Here is a 20,433-nt window from a genome sequence, read left to right on the forward strand (position 1 = left end):
TGGATAACCGCGCCGCTCTGCTTCTCTATGAGAAGTTGGGGGAGATTGTTGTGGAGCCCCGCCGGGTACGGTGGATGATGAGGGCGACGGCCAAGGCCGCAATCAGTAGCGCCCACAGGGCCCACGGGGCCCAACGCAGGGCTGCGTTGACCCCGGTGCCCGCTACCGATGCAGTGGCGAACATAATGCCTGTGGCGCGCAGCATATCCCGGCCGCCCAGGTTCCGCAGCAGGACGGCGAAGGTAGCGATGCAGGGGAAGTAGACGGTAAGCAGGACGGAGGCGACGACAAGCTGTTCAACTTCTAATCCGAGGGGCTGGAGCAGAGTGAGCGCCACGTCCTTGCGCAGGAAGCCTATGACCAGTGCGGCCAGGGATTCCTTCGGCAGGCCGAAGAGACCGTGGATCACCGGTTCAAACAAGGTGGCCAGCCTGTCGATAAGGTGCAGGCTGAAGAGCAGGTTAACGATGAGGATTCCCACAATAACGCTGGGCACAGCCTCCAGCAGATACTCCCGCAGCCTCAGTCCGAGTTTGCGACCGAAGACCGAAAGGTGCGGCAGGCGGTAAGACGGAATCTCGATCAGGAGCGAAGGAGTACTGCCGCCGACGAAACGGTCCAGGAGAAGGCCGAGAACGACCCAGATAATGACCAGGGTGGCGAAGACGTAGGCCAGGTAGATCCCGCCGTGACGGCCGACCAGGGCCAGAACGACCGCGGTTTGCGAGAAACACGGGATGGCGATGACCATCAGGGTGGTCGCGATAAACTTCTGGCGGCGGCTTTCCAGGGAGCGGATGGAGAGGGCGGCCGGCACATTGCAGCCCAAGCCCAGGATCATCGGGATAATGGCGTAACCATGCATCCCGAGGGAATGCATCACAGAGTCCAAGAGCACTGCCAGGCGCGGTAGGAAGCCGAGGTCCTCAAGAAAGCCGAGAACCAGATAGAAGGCCAGAATGTAAGGGAGGACCATAGCTAAGGGGACGTAAAGACCGGTGGTCAAAACTCCCATGGCCGTAACAAAATTGACATCCTGTCCCTCGAGGCTGCCGATCAGGAGCTGGTGCCAGAGGGGGTGGGCCTGGAGGAAGGAACTCAGGGCCTTGATCACGGGGGCATACCATTGGTTGAAGATGGGGTCCAAAACGTGGTTAATGAGGCCCTCGCCGATAAAGCGGATGACTTTGAAGGCCAGGAAGATAACCAGCGCCGCCAGCAGCAGCCCCGAACCGGGACGGACGCTCGCGTCTTCGAGCATTTCCAGCCATGTGTGGTGGCGGTGGGTGACGGTTTGTACGGCGCAAACGACGCGACCCACGGCGGACCAACGGGTATCCGGGGTCCGGGGCTCAAGACGGCCGACTCGGGCCTCGGGGAGGCGGGCGATCAACTCCCGGATGCCCTGGGAGAGTACGGCGGCGGTCGGGACGACGGGCACCCCGAGCAATTCCTCCAGGCGAGGGACGTTGATTTTGATGCCCCGATGCTGGGCGTCGTCCCAGATATTGAGGGCGACGATGACCGGCAGCCGCCGTTCGATAAGTTGCAGGGTCAGGTAAAGGTTGCGTTCCAGGTTGGTGGCGTCAACCACGTTGAGAATCACGTCGCCCCGTTCGAGCATGGAGGCGGCCACCTGTTCGGTTTCGCAGGTGGGTTCCAGGCTGTAAATTCCGGGGACGTCAATGACTTCAACCCGCTGGTCGCCGAGATCCATCCACCCGTGGGTGAACTCAACGGTCGAGCCGGGGTAGTTTCCCGAGGTGACCCGGGTACCGGTCAGGCAACCGAAGACGACACTCTTGCCGACATTGGGGTTGCCGACGAGCAGTACCCGCACTAACCTTCGACCTCCACCACAACCTTGTTTGCCAGGCCCAGTCCGAGAGCGACCTTACTGTGTTCAAGGTCCACGACCACCGGGCCATGCAGGAACATTGCCGAAACCTTGGTCACCCTCTTCCCGGGGTGAAGCCCCAGCGCCTGCAGGCGCCCGGTAACGCCCTGGCCGCCTAAGAGGGCGACTACGGTCCCGGATTGTCCCGGCTTCAAATCTGCTAGTGTTTGGTGATTCCCCACTTTGTCCATCTTGCTCTCCCTCTACTTCCGTTTCAGATTGTATGCCGGGGGATCAATTTCCGTCAATGGTAAAATAACGTGTGGCAAATATGGGCTGGAGATTGGTGAAGCCTGTAGATATAATGGAATTGGTTTTGCGGGATAGCGGATTTAACCTAAAAGTGGGAGATGAACGATGGAGAGAGATAAGGTCAGAGTCGGCCTCCTGGGAATGGGTACCGTGGGCCGGGGCGTTTACCGTCTTCTTCAAGATAATGCGCCGTTGATCACCCGGCGGGTGGGTATTCCGGTGGAGGTGGGCCGGGTCCTGGTGCGCGACAGGTTTAAGGACCGGGGGATCGCGGTCCCGGAGGGGATCCTTACCGACTGCGCGGACGACATCCTGCGCGATCCTGCAATCGACATCGTGGTGGAGGTCATGGGCGGCACCGGCCTGGCGCGCGAGCTGGTGCTCAAGGCCCTTTCGCAAAAGAAGAGCGTAGTCACGGCGAACAAGGACATGATGGCCGCCTTCGGGAAGGAGTTGTTCGCCGCCGCGCAGGCCAACGGGCGCGATCTCTTCTTCGAAGCCGGCGTCGCGGGCGGCATTCCAATCATCAGGGTATTAAAGGAATGCCTGGCGGGAGACCGTATCCGGCAGGTTATGGGTATCGTCAACGGGACTACGAACTACATGCTGACCAGGATGTCCCGTGAGGGTGCGGAGTTCGACGCCGTATTGCGCGCCGCCCAGGCGGCCGGATACGCCGAGGCCGATCCGACCAATGACGTTGAAGGCTATGATGCCGCCCGGAAAATCGCCATTTTGGCCTCGATCGCCTTCAACACCCGCATCGCGTTGGACGATGTCTATGTCGAGGGTATAACCCGCATTACGGCCGAGGACATCCGCTACGCAGCCGAACTGGGCTACGCGGTTAAGCTGCTGGGGATCGCCCGGGACACGCCCGAAGGCGTCGAGGTACGGGTGCATCCGGCGCTTCTGCCGCAGTCTCACCCCCTGGCGGCGGTGAATGATGTTTTCAATGCCGTCTTTGTGGAGGGAGAGGCCGTCGGGGAGACCATGTTCTACGGGCGAGGCGCCGGTGAACTGCCCACGGCGAGCGCCGTGGTCGCCGATGTGATCGACGCCGCCCGCAATCTCCGGTACCGGGTGCCCGGGATTATCAGTTGCACCTGTTTCACGGAACGGCCGGTCAAGCCCATGGGGCGTGTGGTGAGCCGTAACTATCTGCGCCTGCGGGTCATCGACCGGCCGGGCGTCCTGGCCCAGATCGCCTTCGTTTTCGGGGAAAACCAGGTGAGCCTGGCTTCGGTCATTCAGAAGCAAACGGTCGGCGCGATGGCCGAACTTGTCCTGATAACCCATGATGTGGCCGAGGAGAACCTGCATCGCGCCCTGACGACCCTCGCTGAACTGCCCGTGGTCGACAGGGTCTTCAATGTCATCCGTGTTGTGGACGGGGCCTGAACTTTCTAACACTACGGCCCGCTGACCCCGGGGATGGGGCGGGGCCGTTTCTGGGGGTGGGATGGACTAATGCTGGTTGTACAGAAGTTCGGCGGCAGCTCGGTGGCCGACGCCGGACGCATCGCCGACGTCGCCCGGCGCGTCGCCCGGACACGTACCGAGGGCCACCAGGTAGTCGTCGTGGTTTCGGCGATGGGTGACACTACCGATCACCTCATCGCCCTGGCGCGTGAAGTATCGTCCGACCCGGCGACGCGGGAGATGGACATGCTGCTCGCGACGGGAGAGCAGGTGTCGATCGCTCTGCTGACCATGGCTCTCCAGGCCATCGGGTATGACGCTGTGTCCCTGACCGGCGCCCAGGCCGGCATCCTGACCGACGGCACCTTCGGCAAGGCCCGTATTGCAGGCGTCGAGACGGCACGTTTACGCAAGGAACTAGGCTTGGGAAGGGTAGCCGTGGTTGCCGGCTTCCAAGGGGTCGATGCCGGGCAGGAGATCACGACTCTTGGACGGGGGGGATCGGACACTACAGCCGTGGCCCTGGCCGCCGCCCTAGGTGCCGATCTCTGCGAAATATACACCGATGTCGACGGGGTGTTCACCGCGGACCCCCGTCTTGTGGCTGACGCGCGACAACTGGCCCGCATTTCGCATGACGAGATGCTTGAACTGGCCAGCCTGGGGGCGGTGGTCCTCCACCCGCGCGCCGTGGAGTTGGCCAAGCTTTACGCGGTGCCGCTGGTCGTCCGTTCAAGCTTTAACGACCGGCCGGGAACTCTGATTACGGAGGTGAGCGACTTGGAACAGGCGGCGGTGGTAAGCGGAATCGCCCACGACGGCAACGTGGCCCGTATCGGGCTCTTTGACGTTCACGACCGCCCGGGGATCGCCTCGCGCATTTTCCGGGCTTTGGCGGCCGAGAAGATCAACGTGGACATGATTATCCAGGGTGCGATGCGCGACGGACGTAACGATATCGCCTTCACCGTGAGCGGCACGGACCTGTCGAGGGCGCTCAAGGTCATCGAGGCCATCCAGGACGAAGTGGGCGCCAAGGGATACACTTATGACGAAGGACTGGCAAAAGTGTCCATCGTCGGCGCCGGGATGGTTAGTTTTCCCGGCGTGGCGGCGGCGATGTTCGAGGCTCTGGCCGACGGCGGGATCAACATCGAGATGATCAGCACCTCGGAGATCAAGGTGTCTTGTGTGATCGCCCTCCAGGATGTGGAACGGGCCGTACGCCTGCTGCACGCCCGGTTCCGCCTAGCGCACGAAGCGGAGGCCCGGAATCCGGGGCTCTTTTCGTGATACAAATAACTAGACTCTCCTACCGGGAACGGCAAGTTAGGGCGGTAACATTAGAGGGACATGCACGAATACAGGCATGATTCGGTGGGACAAGGCAAACTATGTTTGCCGAAATGAATGTTGACGCTACATACTCTATTTGGTATAGTGAAAGTTGAAACAAGGGTTAGGGGAGGGGAACGGCAAGTTCCCCAAATCACAAATCAATTAACTTTTTGGGAGGGAAAGTTTCAGATGGCGCTTCCAAACCCACATGGCCCGAAAAAAGTGCTCATGCCCCTGCTGCTTGAAGGAGAAGCCCGTGCTGAGGAGATCAAGCGGGCGGCCGGTCTGCCGAAGGTCAACATGTCCTCTCGGGAGACTTCCGACTGCTTAATGCTCGGGATAGGCGCCTTCACCCCGCTGCCCGGCTTCATGAACCAGGATGCCTGGAAAGGCTGCGTGTATGACCTGAAGCTTCCGGATGGAACCATGTGGCCGATGCCGGTGACCCTTTCCATAAGCGCCAACGACCTGCAGGCCAGCGGCATCAAAGTCGGTAGTGAGATCGCCCTCCATGACGAGGCCTCCGGCGAACTTTACGCGACGATGAAGGTCGAGGACATTTACCAGATTGACAAAGAGGCCGAATGTAAGGAAGTCTTCAAGACCACCGACGCCGAAGGGCACCCCGGCGTGGCCAAGGTTATGGCCCAAGGGGAGTACAACCTCGGCGGCCCGGTCAAGATCCTGAACGAGGGTAAATATCCCGCCAAGTACCCGAAGTATTACACCTACCCGGCCGCGACCCGGAAGATTTTCGAGGATAAAGGCTGGAGCAATGTAGTGGCCTTCCAGACCCGGAACCCGATGCACCGTTCGCACGAGTACCTCGTCAAGTTCGCGCTGGAAAGCGGTTTCGTGGACGGCGCCTTCATCCATGCTATCGTCGGCGCTTTGAAGGCCGGTGACATTCCCGGTGAGACGCGCGTGAAGTGCTACGAAGCCCTGGTTGAGAACTACTTCCCGGCGGAGCGTATCCAGCTCGGCGTCTACCCGATGGAGATGCGTTACGGCGGCCCGCGCGAGGCCCTGCTGCACGCCGTCTTCCGGCAGAACTGGGGCTGCAGGTACCTGATCGTCGGCCGCGACCACGCCGGCGTCGGCAGCTACTACGGGCCGTTTGACGCCCAGGTGATCTTCGACGAGCTATGGCCTGGGGCCCTTGAGCTGCGCCCGATGAAGATCAACTGGACCTTCTACTGCTTCAAGTGTGAGAGCATGGCCTCCCTGGCGACCTGCCCGCACAAGCCCGAGGACCGTGTCGTCGTGTCCGGCACCAAGTTCCGGCGTGCGATGCAGGAAGGCGAGGCGATTCCGGAGCAGTTCAGCCGGCCTGAGGTCATGGCGATCCTCCGCGACTACTACAAGACCGCCGAGAAGGTCGAGATTAAGAAGGGCGCATACGAGGACATCACCCCCGAGATGCTCAAGAAGATTCAAGAGGGCCAGAAGTAAACGCTTCCGCAACCTGTTACTACGGCACCCGCTCCGCAGGACCCGAAGCGGGTGCTTTCTTTCTGCTTACCGATGGGTTATGCTTAAGGGGCGGCTTCTAAACCTTCCGGGAAGGCGATGGCATGCAGGGCATCCAAACGGTGCTTTTCGACCTTGACGGCACGCTGGTCGATTCACTATCCCTGATTCAAGATACCTACCAGGCCGTGTTTCGCCACATGGGACTACCGTGGGGGGACGGGGAAGTCATGCGCTTTATCGGAATCTCCCTGCGGGAAATCGCGGCGCGTTTCGCCCCGTCAAGGGCGGACGAGTTCATCCGCTTTTACCAGCGTGAATACGAGCGCGGGCATGACGCACGCTTGCGTACCTTCCCCGGCAGCCGCTCCATCCTGGAGTCCCTCGGGCGGCGCGGTTACCAAACCGGCGTGGTCACGTCCAAGGGTCGCCACGGCGCCTGTCTGGCTCTCCGGCTCCTTCAACTGGAAGAGCTTTTTGATATAATGGTAACGGCCGACGACGTCCACCGGACCAAGCCCCACCCGGAGCCGGTGGTAAAGGCGCTCAGGGCTCTTGGAACGCCCCCGTGGGGCGCGGTTTTCGTGGGGGACAGCCCGTTTGACTTCGAGGCCGGACGCCGGGCCGGCGTAAGGACGCTGGCGGTGTCCTGGGGGTTAACGCCTTTGCAGGATCTAAACAGCTTCGGAGTGGACGGCGTCCTCCTCCAATGGGCCGATCTCGATTCCTACCTGCGCCGGTCAGCCTGACGGCCGCCGCCGGTCCCCCCTTCCACCCGCTTTACGGCTCAGGAGCCCGGCTTGACTTTGAGGGCGGTATTCCTTAGAATAGATAGTGAAATGTCGGGGCGTAGCTCAGTTTGGCTAGAGCGCTACCTTGGGGTGGTAGAGGCCGCAGGTTCAAGTCCTGTCGCTCCGACCATATTGAAAGTAAAAGGCCGAAAGGCCTTTTTTTGTATACTTTTCGCGGGGCCAGCCAAACTATGCGTTGACAAAAACAGAGGGAGGTGGGCCGATGCGCGTGGAGGTTGATCCGGAGTTGTGCATTAGCTGCGGGGCGTGCATCGATACCTGTCCGGAAATCTTCGACTGGAGCGAGGAGGACAAGGCTACCGCCACTCAGGATGAAGTGCCCGATGATCTGGAGGAATGCGCCCAGGATGCTATAGAGGGTTGTCCGACGGAGGCGATCCGCGAACATTAGAAAACAAAAAGTCCTGGTGAGAAAGCCTTCCCATCGGGGGAGGCTTTTTCCTTTTTCGAGGCGAATTAATCATGTTAGTAAACGCTTGGGATGGGGAAGATGAGGGAGAGGGTCCTGCAGGTTATCCGCCCGGCGGCGGGCGGGATGAAAAACCATCTGCTTACTCTGGTGCGAGCGGCGGTGCCGTCTTACGAGGTGCTGGTGGCCTGTCCCCCCGGTGAACTCGCGGCGGAAGCGGAAGCCGCCGGGGCCGAGGTCATCCCTGTCCCCCTGCGCGGTGAACTCAACCCGGTATCCGACGCGCGCTGTGCATATCATCTGGCGCGGGCGGTGCGCCACCTCCGGATAGACCTGGTGCACGTCCACGGTGCGAAGGCGGGGCTGGTGGGCCGGCCGGCCGCCCGGCTGGGCGGCGTCCGCGGCATCATTTACACAGTGCACAACTCTATCCTTTATGAGGACTGGCCGGCCTGGAAGAGGTGGATGCTGGCCCATGCGGAAGCCGGTTTGAGCCGGCTTACCGATCGCATTATAACCGTCTCGGAGAATCTCCGGCGTGAATTGATTGAACGGGAGGGAATTGAGGCTTCCCGGATCGTGACCATCTATAACGGCATCGCCCCGGGACGCTTTGACGCGGGTTCCGGAGCACGCACCGCAATCCGGTGGGAGTTGGGTTTGGCGGGAGATGCCCCTGTGATCGGCACCGTCGCCCGGCTGGCGCCGCAGAAAGGTATAACCTATCTGATTCGGGCCCTGGCCCTCCTGCGTGAGCGTATGCCGGACGTGCGCGGCGTGGTGGTGGGCGACGGTCCCCTACGTGCAACCTTGGAGCGCGAGGCGGAGGAGTGCGGGGTACCGGTTGTCTTTGCCGGGTATCGTACGGACATCCCGGCCTTAATGGCGGCCTTCGACGTGTTCGTCCTCCCGTCGGTCACCGAAGGACTGCCCTTGATTGTTCTCGAAGCGATGGCTTCGGGGCGGGCGGTGGTGGCGACGGCGGTAGGCGGCCTGCCGGAGGCGGTGGCCGAAGGCGAGACGGGTTTACTCGTACCCCCCAAGGATCCGGATGCGCTTTGCGCAGCGTTGCAGTTTTTGCTAAACGCGCCCGGGGGTATGGCCCGTATGGGGGCCGCCGGTCGTGAGCGGGTGTTCCGCATGTTTACTTCGGAAAGGATGGTTCAAAAAACTCTGGATGTATACCGCCAGATCTTAGGGACGACGGGTTGAGAGGTGATATGAGTGGCGAAGTTTGAAGAACGGGTGTCGCAAAAGGCCGCGCTTTCACCCGGAACCCCCATTTACATAGGCCCCCGCAAGGCTGAAGAAGTGACGATTACCGTCCTGGAGTACGACAAAGAATCGTACCGGGAGAAGGTGGTAGAAAAGCCCGAGGACCTTGAGGCTCCCGGGGGCCCAGCCACGGTATGGGTAAATGTTGTCGGCGTCCACCAGGTTGAGGTGGTGAAAAAACTCGGAAACCGTTTCGGCCTGCACCCGCTCGTGGTGGAAGACATCCTGAACACCAAACAGCGCCCCAAGGTGGAGGAATATGCTGAGTACCTGTATATGGCCTTTAAAATCCTGTCCTATGACGAAAAGCACAGCAGGATATCCGCCAGCCAGGCAAGTATTGTCTTGGGTACGAATTACGTGCTGACATTTCAAGAGAACAAGGACGGCACCTTCGATCCCGTTAAGAGGCGGATTGAGAATGGCAAAGGGCGTATTAGGACCATGGGCGCGGATTACCTGGCCTATGCCCTGGTGGATACCGTGGTAGACGAGTACTACAGGATCGGGGAACAGGTGGGGGAGGATATTGAGTTCCTGGAAGAAGAGGTGATCTCCGGGCCATCTCAAAGGACCCTGGCCGGTATCCATGACCTGAGAAAACAGCTTATGCTCTTTCGGCGGTCGGTATGGCCGTTAAGGGAAATAGTAAGCGGGTTGGAGCAGGGAGAATCAGCGTTTCTAAAAAGGAGCACTCTCGTTTACCTAAAGGACGTCTACGACCATATCGCTGAAATCATTGAGACCGTGGAAAGTTACAGGGACATGATCTCGGAACTGCTTGACACTTATATGTCAAGTGTCAGCTACAGGCTCAACGATGTAATGCGGGTTTTAACCATCATCGCCACGATTTTTATTCCGCTTACCTTCATTGTAGGGGTATACGGCATGAATTTCAAATACATGCCTGAACTCTCCTGGCGCTGGGGTTACCCTGTGGTCTGGCTGATTATGATTCTTATTAGTGTTTCCATGCTGGCGTGTTTCAGAAAGCGTAAATGGCTTTAGAAAAAGGCTGGGAGGACTGTCCGTGACTGGGCGCGGGTTGGGTGTCTGGGTTTTGACGCTATTTTTTCTCCTGTTCGGGGGTGCGGGGGCAGCCCAGGGGTCCGAAGAGCCGGCGGCGGCTCAAGGAAGGCTGGTTCTGGTTGTCCTGGACCGGGCCGACCTGAATGACTTGAAGCAGTTGGATCTTCCCGCGGAGATGACGCGGCGGCTGGCATGGGGGTTAATGAACACTAACACCGGCGGGGCACGGAATGTGGAGAACACGCATGCGACGATCGGCGCCGGGAGCCGCGCTATCGCCACCGGGGCGGGCATGGAGGCCTATAACGCCGCGGAAATGTTGCATAACCAGACCGCGGCGGCCGAATACCTCCGGCGGACCGGGGTCGAGGCCGCGCCGGGAGGCGTTGTCCACTTGGGTATCGCGGCGGTACGAAGCGAGAGCGCAAGGCTGCCCTACACCGTCCGTCCCGGCGCCCTGGGCAGCGCATTGCACGCCGCGGGGTTGAGGACGGCCGTTTTCGGCAACGCCGACTGGCTCGGCGTAGCCCGGCGGCCGGCCGCACTCCTGGCAATGGATCAGCGGGGCTACGTTGACGCCGGGGATGTGGGTCGTAGCCTGCTGACCGTCGACCCTGCCTTCCCGGGCATCTTACGCACCGACTATGATAAACTGTGGCAAGCCTTTCAGGGGTCGGACCAGGATATGGTTGTCCTTGACCTCGGGGACCTTTCCCGGCTTGATGAAGGCAGGCAGGATGTGCTGCCCGGGGTTTTCGCCACCCAACGCGCCCTGGCCTTGGATCGCGCGGGAACGTTCCTCGGGCGGGTATGGGAAACCCTGGACCCTGACCGTGACCTGCTGGTGGTCGTCGTACCGACGCCGCCCGCCCAGGCGATCATCGAGGGATCCACGCTGGCCCCGGTGATAATGGCCGGCGCCGGAGTGAACGGCGACACCCTTACCTCGGCCTCAACTCGTCGCCCGGGTATCGTCTTGAACATCGACATGGCGCCCACCGTATTGCGGTTTTTCAATCTCCCGCAGCCATCCGAGATGGATGGCCGACCTATCCTCGCCGTGGCCGGGGGCGGCTTCACCGCCGTGGAGGCCAACGGGCGACAGGCCGTGCTGGCGCACAATATCCGTGTCCCGATCATTAAAGGCTACATGGTCACCCAGCTGATCGTGGTCGGCCTGGTAATCCTGGCCCTCCTCGTCCGGGAGACGGGGTTTGTCCGGCGTCTCCGACTTAAGACGCTGCTCCTGGCTATCATGGCCTTCCCGGCCGCGGCGCTGCTCATCGCTGCCCGCCCCTACACCTCGGCTCCGGCCGCAGGGTTGCAGCTCATCATTGTCACCGTCGCCATTGCCGCCGCCGCGTCCGCCTTGGGACGGCGAAGGCCGCTCACGGCCTTTACGGCGATCGCGTTGTTCACCGTGGTCCTCATCATCACGGACCTTTGTCTGGGCGCTCCTTTGCAGAAGCACTCGCTCCTGAGCTACGACCCTCTGGGCGGGGCGCGTTTTTACGGACTGGGCAACGAATATATGGGAGTGCTGATGGGGGCCGTCATCCTGAGCGTGGCGTCCATCCTAACCCATGTCGGTCCAGGCCGCGGCGTTCTACCGGGGGTAGGATTGCTCTTGGCCCTTGTTTTTGTGGTTACGGCTCACCCCCAACTCGGCGCTAACTTCGGCGGGGCTGTTACGGCGGCCGTCTCTTTCATCGCCGTCTTCCTGACTTTTGCGGGGGTGCGCTTCACGTACCGCACGGCATTCCTGGGTGGCGTGGCCGCGGCCGCCTTCATCGGGGCCTTTATTACCTTTGACGCCCTGCGCAGCCCCGAACAGCAGACCCACATCGGGCGTGCCGCCCGGGCGGTATTCGGCGGCGGGCTGACCGCCGGACTGCAGGAAGCGGGGGACATTATCGGCCGGAAGGTAAGTATGAACGTCAAGCTGATCCGCTACACCATCTGGTCGCGGGTCTTTTTGGCCAGCCTGGCCGGCCTGGCGCTGCTGTTTTTCCGTCCCATAGGCCGGATGCAGGCCTTCCGCCAAAGGTACCGGTTCCTCTTCCATGGCTTGGTAGGCATTATTGTCGCCAGTTTCGTGGCGCTCGTCGTGAACGACTCGGGGATCGTGGCCGCGGCCACGGCCATGATTTTCGGAGCCCCGCCGCTTATGTACTACTTCCTGGAGGATTGACAGCTGCATATTGTAGAAGGGTGCATGGGGAAGAATTTTGTTGACAAGCGAGGTGATTATGCTACAATTTAATGTGGTTGCGATTAGCCAAACCTTACTAATTGGTTTGGCGGATTCCAATCAATTTTTATTAAAGGGGGAGATAATGTAAATGAAACCTTTGGGGCGCCACATTCTGGCTGAGATTTACGGCTGTGAATTCGATGCACTGAACGATGTCCAGAATGTCCAGGAGACGATGATTAACGCCGCCCTGGAGGCCGGAGCCGAGGTTCGAGAATACGTGTTCCACAAGTTTAGCCCCCAGGGGGTCAGCGGTGTCGTGGTGATCTCGGAGTCACACCTCACGATTCACACCTGGCCCGAACTCGGTTACGCAGCGGTCGACGTCTTCACCTGCGGGGATCGGGTTGATCCTTGGGACGCCTGCAACTACCTGAGTGAACACTTCGGCGCCAAGTACGTGAAAGCCCACGAGACCAAGCGGGGCATCTTCCCCGAGGCGATGGGAAAAGCGGCTAATCTATAGGGGGGATATTTATTAGTACGAGTCCGAAGAAAATTCGGTTGTAATTAGGCCTTGCAGTCAAGAGAGGATTGCAGGGCCGTTTTATTTTTCCGACAGGAAAAGGCAGAGTTCAAAGCGAATAGAACCAGGGATTCGTTCCGCCGGAGGTTTTGCTGTTGGTTCACGACCCCTTGCACCTTCTTCGGGCCGACATCCGTGAGGCCTATCAAAGGATCGCCACCGGACCTCTGGCTGACTTTGGCGGGGATGGCGGAGCGTGGCCGGTAAGCGAGGACCGCTCGGTGGATTTTCATCTGCGCCCGGCTCTGGTTCTGGCTGTGACCCGTAATTGTCACGGCGCACGGGACCGGGTACTGGCACTGGCCGGCTTGGTGCAACTCATTTTTATGGCCGCCCGTTTGCACGCCACGGTATCCGAGGATGGCCGGGGCGAAACGGCGAAGGCCATTCTCCTGGGTGATTACTGTTATTCGCGATTCTTTTCCCTGGCCGCCACGTCCGGACTGGGACGCTTCATAGGGCCGCTGGCGGAAGTCGTTTGTCTGATGGGCGAAGGGGGTGTCGAAAAGTGCCGGAAGGCTCCGGGGGGAGAGACGGCGGCCCTGGAGACGCTCCGCAAGGAAACCGCCGGGCTGTTCGCCGAGTCCTGTCGCTGCGCCGGCGACCTGATTGGAGCGGGGCCGGAGCAGCAACAAGCGTTACACCGTTTCGGGCTGTGCCTGGGCATGGGTTATGCCCTGCTGCAGAACACTCTTTTTCGTCCGGCCGCCGTTTACTTTTCCGAGGCGCGCCTGGGTGTCGCCCACCTTCCCCGGGTGGCGGCGCGGGACATCCTTGAAGGGCTGATCGACTACCTCTGCCGGCGCATGCCGGAGCCGGCAGCGGCAGCCGCCATAGAAGGATAAGAATAAGGAAGCGCGTAAGGAGATGGCGATGTCTTTTAATCCTACCGATTCCCAGCATAAGCAGGAGTTTGTGCGCGAGGTTTTCGCGACCATCGCCCACCGTTATGATTTGCTCAACACCATTCTGAGCTTCAACCGGGATAAGGCCTGGCGGCGGTTTGCCGTGGGCAGGTGCGGGTTGAGACCCGGGATGCAGGCGCTTGATGTCGCTTGCGGCACAGGGATGCTAAGCTTTGAACTGGCGCGGGCGGTCGGCCCCGGCGGGCGCGTGGTCGGGATCGACTTCTGCCCTGAGATGCTGGAGAGGGCGAATGCCAACCGGGGCCGCTATCCCTTCGGAGGGCTGGTCACCTTTCAACAGGGAAACGCCATCGACCTGCCCTTCCCGGATGCCGCCTTTGACTGTGCCACTATCGGCTTTGCCTTGCGCAATGTGCCTGATGTAAAGAAGACCATTGCCGAAATGGCCCGGGTGGTCCGGCCGGGAGGACGGGTGGTCAGCCTGGAGTTCGGCAAGCCGAGTCTGCCGGTTTTCAAGCAGGCCTACTACCTTTACCTTAACGGATTGATCCCGGTGCTCGGGCGCCTGGGGGTGGGGCGTAAGGGGCCTTACAACTGGCTGGCCCAGTCTCAGAACTCATTCATGCATCAGAGTGCCGTGAGGGATCTGTTTGCCGACGTCGGGCTGGCCGACGCCCGTTATTATGAGCTTACCGGCGGGATCGTCGCCGTGCACGTGGGAACCAGGGTTTAGGGTGGAGGTGTGGAGAGTGTCTTCGTACCGGGACCTGCGGGAATTCATAAACGCCCTTGAGCGAAGGGGACTCCTACGACGCATCTCGGTCGAGGTGGACTCTGAGCTGGAGATTACCGAGATCACGGATCGGGTAGTCAAGTCCGGGGGCCCGGCTCTTTTATTTGAAAGGGTACGGGGCTACGATGTCCCCGTCTTGATCAACGCCTTTGGATCGGAGGAGCGGGTACGTCTGGCTCTCGGGGTGGATGACCTCGACGATCTGGGACGGGAGCTTGTACGCTTGCTGCAGCCTGATCTGCCCACGACCTTTCTGGATAAATTGAAGACCCTGCCAAAGCTGGCCGAGCTGTCGTCTTTCCTGCCGAAGGTCGTACGCGGCGGACCCTGCCAGGAGGTGGTCGTCCGCGACCGGCCGACCCTCGCGCAGTTCCCGATTCTCAAATGCTGGCCGAAGGACGCCGGCCGTTTCATTACTCTCCCCCTGGTTTTCACACGGGATCCGGAGACGGGACGGCGGAACGTGGGGATGTACCGCATGCAGGTTTTCGATGAAAGGACCACCGGGATGCACTGGCACCTGCACAAGGACGGTGCAGGGCATTACCGCCGGGCCTGCGCCGGGAAACGGCGCCTGGAAGTGGCCGTCGCCCTCGGGGGTGACCCGGCCCTGATCTACGCCGCCACGGCGCCCCTGCCCCGCGACCTGGACGAGCTTCTCCTGGCCGGCTTCATTCGCAAACAGCCGGTGGAACTGGTCCGGTGCCTCACGGTGGACCTCGAGGTCCCGGCACATGCCGAGATCATCCTGGAGGGTTACGTCGATCCCGAAGAACGTCGGCGTGAAGGACCCTTTGGTGACCATACCGGGTATTATTCGCTGGCCGACGACTATCCCGTGTTCCATATCACCTGTATCACGCACCGGAGACAGCCGATATATCCGACGATCGTCGTCGGGCGCCCGCCCATGGAGGACACCTTCCTGGGCAAGGTTACCGAGCGGCTCTTCCTGCCGCTCATCCAGGTGGTCCTGCCCGAGGTTGTAGATATGAGCTTTCCCTTGGAGGGCGTCTTTCACAACTGTGCCGTGGTTTCCATCCGGAAGGATTTCCCCGGCCAGGCGCGCAAGGTCATGCACGCCCTCTGGGGTATGGGTCAGATGATGTTCACCAAGATGATTGTCGTCGTCGACCACGACGTGGACGTTCATAACCCGTCCGAAGTCTGGTGGAGGGTCTTTAACAACATCGACGCGCGGAGAGACCTGGTTTTAGCCGACGGGCCGCTCGATGTACTGGATCACTCCTCTCCGGCGCCGGTTTACGGGACCAAGATGGGACTTGACGCCACGCGCAAGGGGCCGGGGGAAGGGCACCCGCGGGAGTGGCCGGATGATATCGTTATGGACCCCGAAATCAAAACACTTGTGGACGGAAAGTGGGAGAGCTATGGCCTTTAGCCGCGTGCTCACCTTTCTGGAAATGGTCAAATTCGAGCATACCGTTTTTGCCTTGCCCTTCGCTTTTGTCGGGGCGCTCCTGACCGAACGGCACCTGCCGGCCTGGAGCGATGTCCTCTGGATCACGGTGGCGATGGTCGGGGCCCGCACGGCGGCAATGTCGTTAAACCGCCTGATCGACCGCCACGTCGACGCGCGGAATCCTCGTACGGCCAACCGGGCTTTACCGAAGGGGCTGCTCTCGGTCGGTGAGGTCTGGATCTATGTTATTATCTCCTTCGCTTTGCTCTTGATCGCCGCCTACCAGCTGAGCCCTCTGGCGGTCCGCCTCTTCCCCTTGGTGGTAGCCATCCTTGTCGGTTACTCCTATACCAAGCGCTTCACCTGGGCCTGTCACCTCTGGCTCGGGGCCGCGCTCGGCTTTGCCCCTCTGGGAGCCTGGATCGCCATCGCCAACCGCATCGACCTGGCCCCGATCCTCCTGGCCCTCGGCGTCCTGTTTTGGGTGGCCGGCTTTGACATCATATATGCCTGCCTGGACCATGACTTCGATATCCGGGCCGGTATTCATTCCATTCCGGTCCGGTTCGGGATACCCATTGCGCTGCGCATCGCCCGGGGTTTTCACGTTGTCGCGCCGGCGCTGTTCCTGGCGGCCGGCATGGCCCTTCACCTCGGCGTGTTTTACTTCCTTGGCGTTGCTCTGGCCATTGCCTTGCTGGCATACGAGCATGCAATTGTCAACCCGGGAGACCTTTCCCGGGTCAATGTCGCCTTTTTCCACGCCAACGCTGTTCTGAGTATCCTGATCTTCTGCTTTACTCTGGTTGACGTACTCCGGTAGGGAAGGGGAAGGACAGGTTGGAAAGCCTCTTCGCGGACGGTGAACTACGGGACATAGTGGAGAAAGTCCTGGGCGGGGAGCGCCTTGACCGGGGGGACGGAATACGCCTGCTGCATTCCAAGGATCTTCTGACAGTGGGCTATCTGGCCGATCTGGTGCGCCGGCGCAAGCACGGCGACCGGGTCTATTTCATTGTCAACCGGCATATCAACCAGACCAATATCTGCGTCAACCGCTGTCGTTTCTGCGCCTTCAGCAAGGATCCCGGCGCCCCCGGGAGTTACGCCCTGACCCTGGACGAGATCGTTGAACGGGCCCGGCGGTCGTGGGCCCTGGGTATCTCCGAGGTGCATATCGTCGGCGGCCTGCATCCGGACCTCGACCTTCAATACTACCTGGAAATGATGCGCCTCCTGCGTCAAGCCCTGCCGGGCGTCGTGATCCAGGCCCTCACGGCCGTGGAGGTGGAGTACCTGGCCCAGCGCCACCAAATGGCGGTGGAAGACGTTCTCCTCGCCCTTCACCAGGCCGGTCTGGACTCCCTGCCCGGGGGCGGGGCCGAGGTTTTCTCCCCGCGGGTGCGTGAACTGCTCTGCCCGAAGAAAATCAGCGGCGAGCGGTGGCTCTATGTGCATGAGGCCGCTCACCGCCTGGGGATCCGCACCAACGCCACCATGCTGTACGGTCACGTTGAGACGCCCGAGGAGCGGGTGGACCACCTGCTCGCCCTGCGCGCGCTGCAGGACCGGACGGGGGGCTTCTTGACCTTTATTCCGCTGGCCTTCCACCGCCGGCATACCGAACTGGAGGGGGTCGTGCGCGACCGGACCACGGGATATGACGATCTCAAAATGCTGGCTGTGTCCCGGCTCATGCTGGACAACTTTGATCACATCAAAGCCTACTGGATTATGATCGGGGAGAAGATGTCCCAGGTCGCCTTGAGCTTCGGCGTCGACGACTTCGACGGGACGGTGGTGGAGGAGAGGATCACCCATGCCGCCGGGGCCGAGACGGCACAGAGCGCGACACGGCGGGAACTGGTGCGCCAGATCCGGGCGGCGGGCCGGCGGCCGGTGGAAAGGGACACCCTTTACAACGTTATCCGGGAGGAGTTCTAGATGGCCTTCATCAGGCTGGGCCGGGTCGATTACCTGAACTGCCTGCCCGTCTACTATCCCCTTGAGAGGGGGTGGGTGCCGGTTAAGGCCACTCTGACCAAGGGCGTTCCAACACGCCTCAATCGCCTCTTTCTCGAGGGAGAGCTTGACGTCACGCCTATTTCATCTATCGAGTACGCCCGTAATCCCGGGAAATGCGTTATCCTCCCCGATATCTCCATCGCCTCCGACGGGCGGGTGGGGAGCATCTTCCTCTTCAGCAGGGGTCCCGTGACGGAGCTGGACGGCCGCCACGTGGCCCTGCCGGATACCTCGGCCACCTCGGTCGTGCTGCTGAAGGTGCTGTTTCACCATTACTATCACGTTGAGGCGACGTACGAGACGATGCCCGACGACCTGGACCGGATGCTGGCCGTGGCCGACGCAGCCTTGCTGATCGGCGACAATGCCATCCGGGAGCGTTGGCGGGTGCAGGAGGCGGGCAGCCCGCTGGTGGTCACCGACCTCGGGCAGGCCTGGAAGGACTTCACCGGGGACCCGATGGTTTTCGCCCTTTGGGTCATCCGCAGGGACTTTGCCTCCCGTGATCCGGAGAGCACCCGCGCCGCGGCCGGGGCCCTGCTGACCGCCAAGAGGGTAGGGGCGGCTCAGACGCCGACGCTGGTTGACGTCGCCCATCGCCGGACCGGGCTGCCCCGCCCGGTTCTTGAGGACTATTTCCGCATCATCCGTCACGAACTCGACGCCGATTACCGGCGGGGCTTGCTGACCTACTATGATTACGCCTACAAGAGCGGCCTTATTGAGGAACGGGTGCGCCTTGACATTTGGGGGGATGGCCTTGGTTAAGATCCACGCCGTCCTGGAAAAGGCCCTGTCCGGCGGCCGGCTGGACGAGGCGGAAGGGACGGCGCTGCTGGCCTCCGATGAGGTTCTTCTCGTGGGCCGGGCCGCGGATACCATTCGCCGCCGGCGCCACCCGGAGGGCCTGGTGACCTTTGTCATTGACCGGAACATCAACTACACCAACGTCTGCGTTTCGCGCTGCCGCTTCTGCGCGTTTTATCGTTCTCCCGGCGAGCCCGGGTCTTACGTGCTGGATCACGGCCAGATCCTGGACAAGATCCGGGAACTGGTCGACCTCGGCGGCACCCAGGTCTTAATCCAGGGAGGGCTCCACCCGGACCTGCCGCTGGACTACTACCTGGACATGCTGCGGGCCATCAAGCGGGAATTCCCCCAGGTTCAGGTCCACTCCTTCTCCCCGCCGGAGATCGTCCATCTCTCCCGCCGGTTTGGGCATGCGGTCCGGGACATGCTGGTCCTCTTGCGGGAGGCCGGACTGGACTCGCTTCCCGGCGGAGGGGCGGAAATCCTGGTGGACCGCGTGCGGCGGGAGATCAGCCCGGCTAAGATCGGCTGGCGGGAGTGGATGGACGTTATGCGCCAGGCGCATGCCCTCGGCATGCGCACCACGGCGACGATGATGTTCGGAGCTGTGGAAACCCTGGAGGAGCGGGTGCGGCACATGATCCGGTTGCGGGACCTGCAAGACGAGACCCGAGGTTTTACGGCCTTCATACCGTGGAGTTTTCAGCCCTCGAATACGCACCTGGGCGGGTCGGGGTCCACGGCCCTCGACTACCTGAAGACCCTGGCCGTGGCCCGGCTGGTGCTGGACAACTTCGATAACCTGCAGTGTTCCTGGGTCACCCAGGGGCCGAAGGTGGCGCAGGTTGCCCTAACTTTTGGGGCTAACGACTTCGGGAGCACGATGCTTGAGGAAAACGTTGTCCGCGCCGCCGGCGCCTGCCACCGGGTACCCTTGGAGGAGATGCTGCACGTCATCCGGGACGCGGGCTTCACTCCCGCCCAGAGGGCGACGGACTACACCGTTCTGCGTACCTGGGATTAGGGCAAACGCCGGGTCCTCCACGGCCGGTCCAATGCCATGAACGGTTATAATATTAATGAAAGAATGAGCTTATGGAGGGTGTTTGAACTGGCACCGCATAACCTTTGGCTGAAATGTCCCACCATGGCCCGCCCGGGAGAAACATTCACCGTCAACCTTATTTACGGCCACCACTTCGAGCCCGAAGGAGACATCGACCAGGCGCGGGCGCGGGTCTGGGCTTTCCCCCCGGGGGGCGGGAGTCGTGACCTCGAAGCGCGGGCGGACGGCCGGTCGCTGCGGGCCTCTCTGACGGCCGACGTACCCGGGGTCTGGGCCGTTCTGGCGGCGTACGATGCGGGCCTTTGGGCGGTACTGGCTGACGGGCGTCATCTCCCCGGGGGCCGGAAGGCCAACCCCGGGGTGGAAGCGGTGAGGGACGTGCATTATAGGAAATTCGCCAAGGCCCTCGTCGTTTGCGGCACGGAAGAAGCGGCCCTGCCGGGGCCGGCCGGAACGGAACTGGAAATCGTACCCCTGGCGCTGCGGGATGGAACACTGGAACTTGCAGTGCTGTTTTTCGGCAAACCGTTGGCCGGGGCACGTGTTTCCGCGGCTTGCCGGGGACGCAGGATCTCGCGCCTGACGCGTACCGACGGGGCCGGGCTGGCCGCCGTCAACCTCAGCCCGGGGACCTGGCTGGTCATCGTTGACCACGAATCGGCGCCGGCCGATCCCGCCCGCGACCCCTACGACAACCTTCAGGCGGTGTACTCTGTTGATATTTCGTAATGCCGGAATGGACGGAAGATACGGAGGATGATCC

Annotated in this window: 19 protein-coding genes and 1 tRNA gene; 18 read left to right on the top strand and 2 right to left on the bottom strand. The window is 61.4% G+C overall.

Features of this window, described 5'->3' with window-relative positions:
- Positions 1-25: 25 nt before the first annotated feature.
- Together QMC81_06795 and QMC81_06800 are read right to left on the bottom strand one after the other, a co-directional pair.
- A complete protein-coding gene (locus QMC81_06795; protein MDI6907175.1) occupies positions 26-1,840 on the bottom strand; it encodes a ferrous iron transporter B in 1,815 nt (604 codons plus the stop codon).
- Complete coding sequence (locus QMC81_06800) at positions 1,840-2,052, bottom strand: FeoA family protein (GenBank protein MDI6907176.1); 213 nt, start codon at positions 2,050-2,052, stop codon at positions 1,840-1,842. Before QMC81_06800 ends, QMC81_06795 begins: the two co-directional genes overlap by 1 nt.
- A gap of 202 nt (positions 2,053-2,254) precedes the next feature.
- Between QMC81_06800 and QMC81_06805 the strand changes: the two genes are divergently transcribed.
- The 18 genes from QMC81_06805 (at position 2,255) to QMC81_06890 (ending at position 20,399) form a co-directional block, all read left to right on the top strand.
- Positions 2,255-3,550 (top strand): homoserine dehydrogenase, encoded by a 1,296-nt coding sequence (locus QMC81_06805; protein ID MDI6907177.1) that lies wholly within the window; start codon positions 2,255-2,257, stop codon positions 3,548-3,550.
- A 69-nt stretch (positions 3,551-3,619) separates the two neighbouring features.
- Positions 3,620-4,864, top strand: coding sequence for an aspartate kinase (locus tag QMC81_06810; protein ID MDI6907178.1), 1,245 nt, complete (start codon positions 3,620-3,622; stop codon positions 4,862-4,864).
- 234 nt (positions 4,865-5,098) lie between these two features.
- Positions 5,099-6,361 carry a sulfate adenylyltransferase gene (sat, locus tag QMC81_06815; GenBank protein MDI6907179.1) on the top strand — a complete coding sequence of 421 codons (1,263 nt, stop codon included), beginning with the start codon at positions 5,099-5,101 and terminating at the stop codon, positions 6,359-6,361.
- A 122-nt stretch (positions 6,362-6,483) separates the two neighbouring features.
- Positions 6,484-7,128: an HAD-IA family hydrolase gene (locus tag QMC81_06820; protein MDI6907180.1), complete on the top strand. Its 645-nt coding sequence runs from the start codon at positions 6,484-6,486 to the stop codon at positions 7,126-7,128.
- A 94-nt stretch (positions 7,129-7,222) separates the two neighbouring features.
- Positions 7,223-7,300, top strand: a tRNA-Pro gene (locus tag QMC81_06825).
- Positions 7,301-7,393: 93 nt separating this feature from the next.
- Positions 7,394-7,582, top strand: coding sequence for a ferredoxin (locus QMC81_06830; protein MDI6907181.1), 189 nt, complete (start codon positions 7,394-7,396; stop codon positions 7,580-7,582).
- Between the two features lie 99 nt (positions 7,583-7,681).
- Entirely contained in the window at positions 7,682-8,812 is a 1,131-nt protein-coding gene (locus tag QMC81_06835) for a glycosyltransferase family 4 protein (protein ID MDI6907182.1), read from the top strand.
- Positions 8,813-8,824: 12 nt separating this feature from the next.
- Positions 8,825-9,886: a magnesium/cobalt transporter CorA gene (gene corA / locus QMC81_06840; GenBank protein MDI6907183.1), complete on the top strand. Its 1,062-nt coding sequence runs from the start codon at positions 8,825-8,827 to the stop codon at positions 9,884-9,886.
- A gap of 52 nt (positions 9,887-9,938) precedes the next feature.
- Positions 9,939-12,098 carry a hypothetical protein gene (locus QMC81_06845; protein ID MDI6907184.1) on the top strand — a complete coding sequence of 720 codons (2,160 nt, stop codon included), beginning with the start codon at positions 9,939-9,941 and terminating at the stop codon, positions 12,096-12,098.
- A gap of 151 nt (positions 12,099-12,249) precedes the next feature.
- The gene (gene speD / locus QMC81_06850) at positions 12,250-12,627 is read left to right on the top strand and encodes an adenosylmethionine decarboxylase (GenBank protein MDI6907185.1); all 378 of its coding nucleotides are present in this window, start codon (positions 12,250-12,252) and stop codon (positions 12,625-12,627) included.
- A gap of 155 nt (positions 12,628-12,782) precedes the next feature.
- Entirely contained in the window at positions 12,783-13,532 is a 750-nt protein-coding gene (locus QMC81_06855) for a polyprenyl synthetase family protein (protein ID MDI6907186.1), read from the top strand.
- A 28-nt stretch (positions 13,533-13,560) separates the two neighbouring features.
- Entirely contained in the window at positions 13,561-14,286 is a 726-nt protein-coding gene (locus tag QMC81_06860) for a class I SAM-dependent methyltransferase (GenBank protein MDI6907187.1), read from the top strand.
- 7 nt (positions 14,287-14,293) lie between these two features.
- A complete protein-coding gene (locus tag QMC81_06865; protein ID MDI6907188.1) occupies positions 14,294-15,748 on the top strand; it encodes a menaquinone biosynthesis decarboxylase in 1,455 nt (484 codons plus the stop codon).
- Positions 15,738-16,592, top strand: a complete 855-nt coding sequence (locus QMC81_06870) for a UbiA-like polyprenyltransferase (protein MDI6907189.1) — start codon at positions 15,738-15,740, stop codon at positions 16,590-16,592. The genes QMC81_06865 and QMC81_06870 overlap by 11 nt, the downstream gene beginning before the upstream one ends.
- A gap of 17 nt (positions 16,593-16,609) precedes the next feature.
- The gene (mqnE, locus tag QMC81_06875) at positions 16,610-17,713 is read left to right on the top strand and encodes an aminofutalosine synthase MqnE (protein MDI6907190.1); all 1,104 of its coding nucleotides are present in this window, start codon (positions 16,610-16,612) and stop codon (positions 17,711-17,713) included.
- Complete coding sequence (locus QMC81_06880; GenBank protein MDI6907191.1) at positions 17,714-18,562, top strand: menaquinone biosynthesis protein; 849 nt, start codon at positions 17,714-17,716, stop codon at positions 18,560-18,562.
- Complete coding sequence (gene mqnC / locus QMC81_06885) at positions 18,549-19,628, top strand: cyclic dehypoxanthinyl futalosine synthase (protein MDI6907192.1); 1,080 nt, start codon at positions 18,549-18,551, stop codon at positions 19,626-19,628. The genes QMC81_06880 and mqnC overlap by 14 nt, the downstream gene beginning before the upstream one ends.
- A 78-nt stretch (positions 19,629-19,706) precedes the next feature.
- Positions 19,707-20,399: a DUF4198 domain-containing protein gene (locus QMC81_06890; protein ID MDI6907193.1), complete on the top strand. Its 693-nt coding sequence runs from the start codon at positions 19,707-19,709 to the stop codon at positions 20,397-20,399.
- The last annotated feature ends 34 nt before the right edge of the window (positions 20,400-20,433 follow it).

Source organism: Thermoanaerobacterales bacterium (genome assembly GCA_030019475.1).
Lineage (GTDB): Bacteria > Bacillota > Desulfotomaculia > Desulfotomaculales > JASEER01 > JASEER01.

Coding starts and splice junctions, on each gene's coding strand:
- QMC81_06830 (MDI6907181.1), top strand. CDS start 7,394: ATGCGCGTGGAGGTTGATCCGGAGTTGTGCATTAGCTGCGGGGCGTGC.
- mqnC (MDI6907192.1), top strand. CDS start 18,549: ATGGCCTTGGTTAAGATCCACGCCGTCCTGGAAAAGGCCCTGTCCGGC.
- speD (MDI6907185.1), top strand. CDS start 12,250: ATGAAACCTTTGGGGCGCCACATTCTGGCTGAGATTTACGGCTGTGAA.
- QMC81_06820 (MDI6907180.1), top strand. CDS start 6,484: ATGCAGGGCATCCAAACGGTGCTTTTCGACCTTGACGGCACGCTGGTC.
- sat (MDI6907179.1), top strand. CDS start 5,099: ATGGCGCTTCCAAACCCACATGGCCCGAAAAAAGTGCTCATGCCCCTG.
- QMC81_06860 (MDI6907187.1), top strand. CDS start 13,561: ATGTCTTTTAATCCTACCGATTCCCAGCATAAGCAGGAGTTTGTGCGC.
- QMC81_06805 (MDI6907177.1), top strand. CDS start 2,255: ATGGAGAGAGATAAGGTCAGAGTCGGCCTCCTGGGAATGGGTACCGTG.
- QMC81_06835 (MDI6907182.1), top strand. CDS start 7,682: ATGAGGGAGAGGGTCCTGCAGGTTATCCGCCCGGCGGCGGGCGGGATG.
- QMC81_06880 (MDI6907191.1), top strand. CDS start 17,714: ATGGCCTTCATCAGGCTGGGCCGGGTCGATTACCTGAACTGCCTGCCC.
- QMC81_06870 (MDI6907189.1), top strand. CDS start 15,738: ATGGCCTTTAGCCGCGTGCTCACCTTTCTGGAAATGGTCAAATTCGAG.
- QMC81_06810 (MDI6907178.1), top strand. CDS start 3,620: ATGCTGGTTGTACAGAAGTTCGGCGGCAGCTCGGTGGCCGACGCCGGA.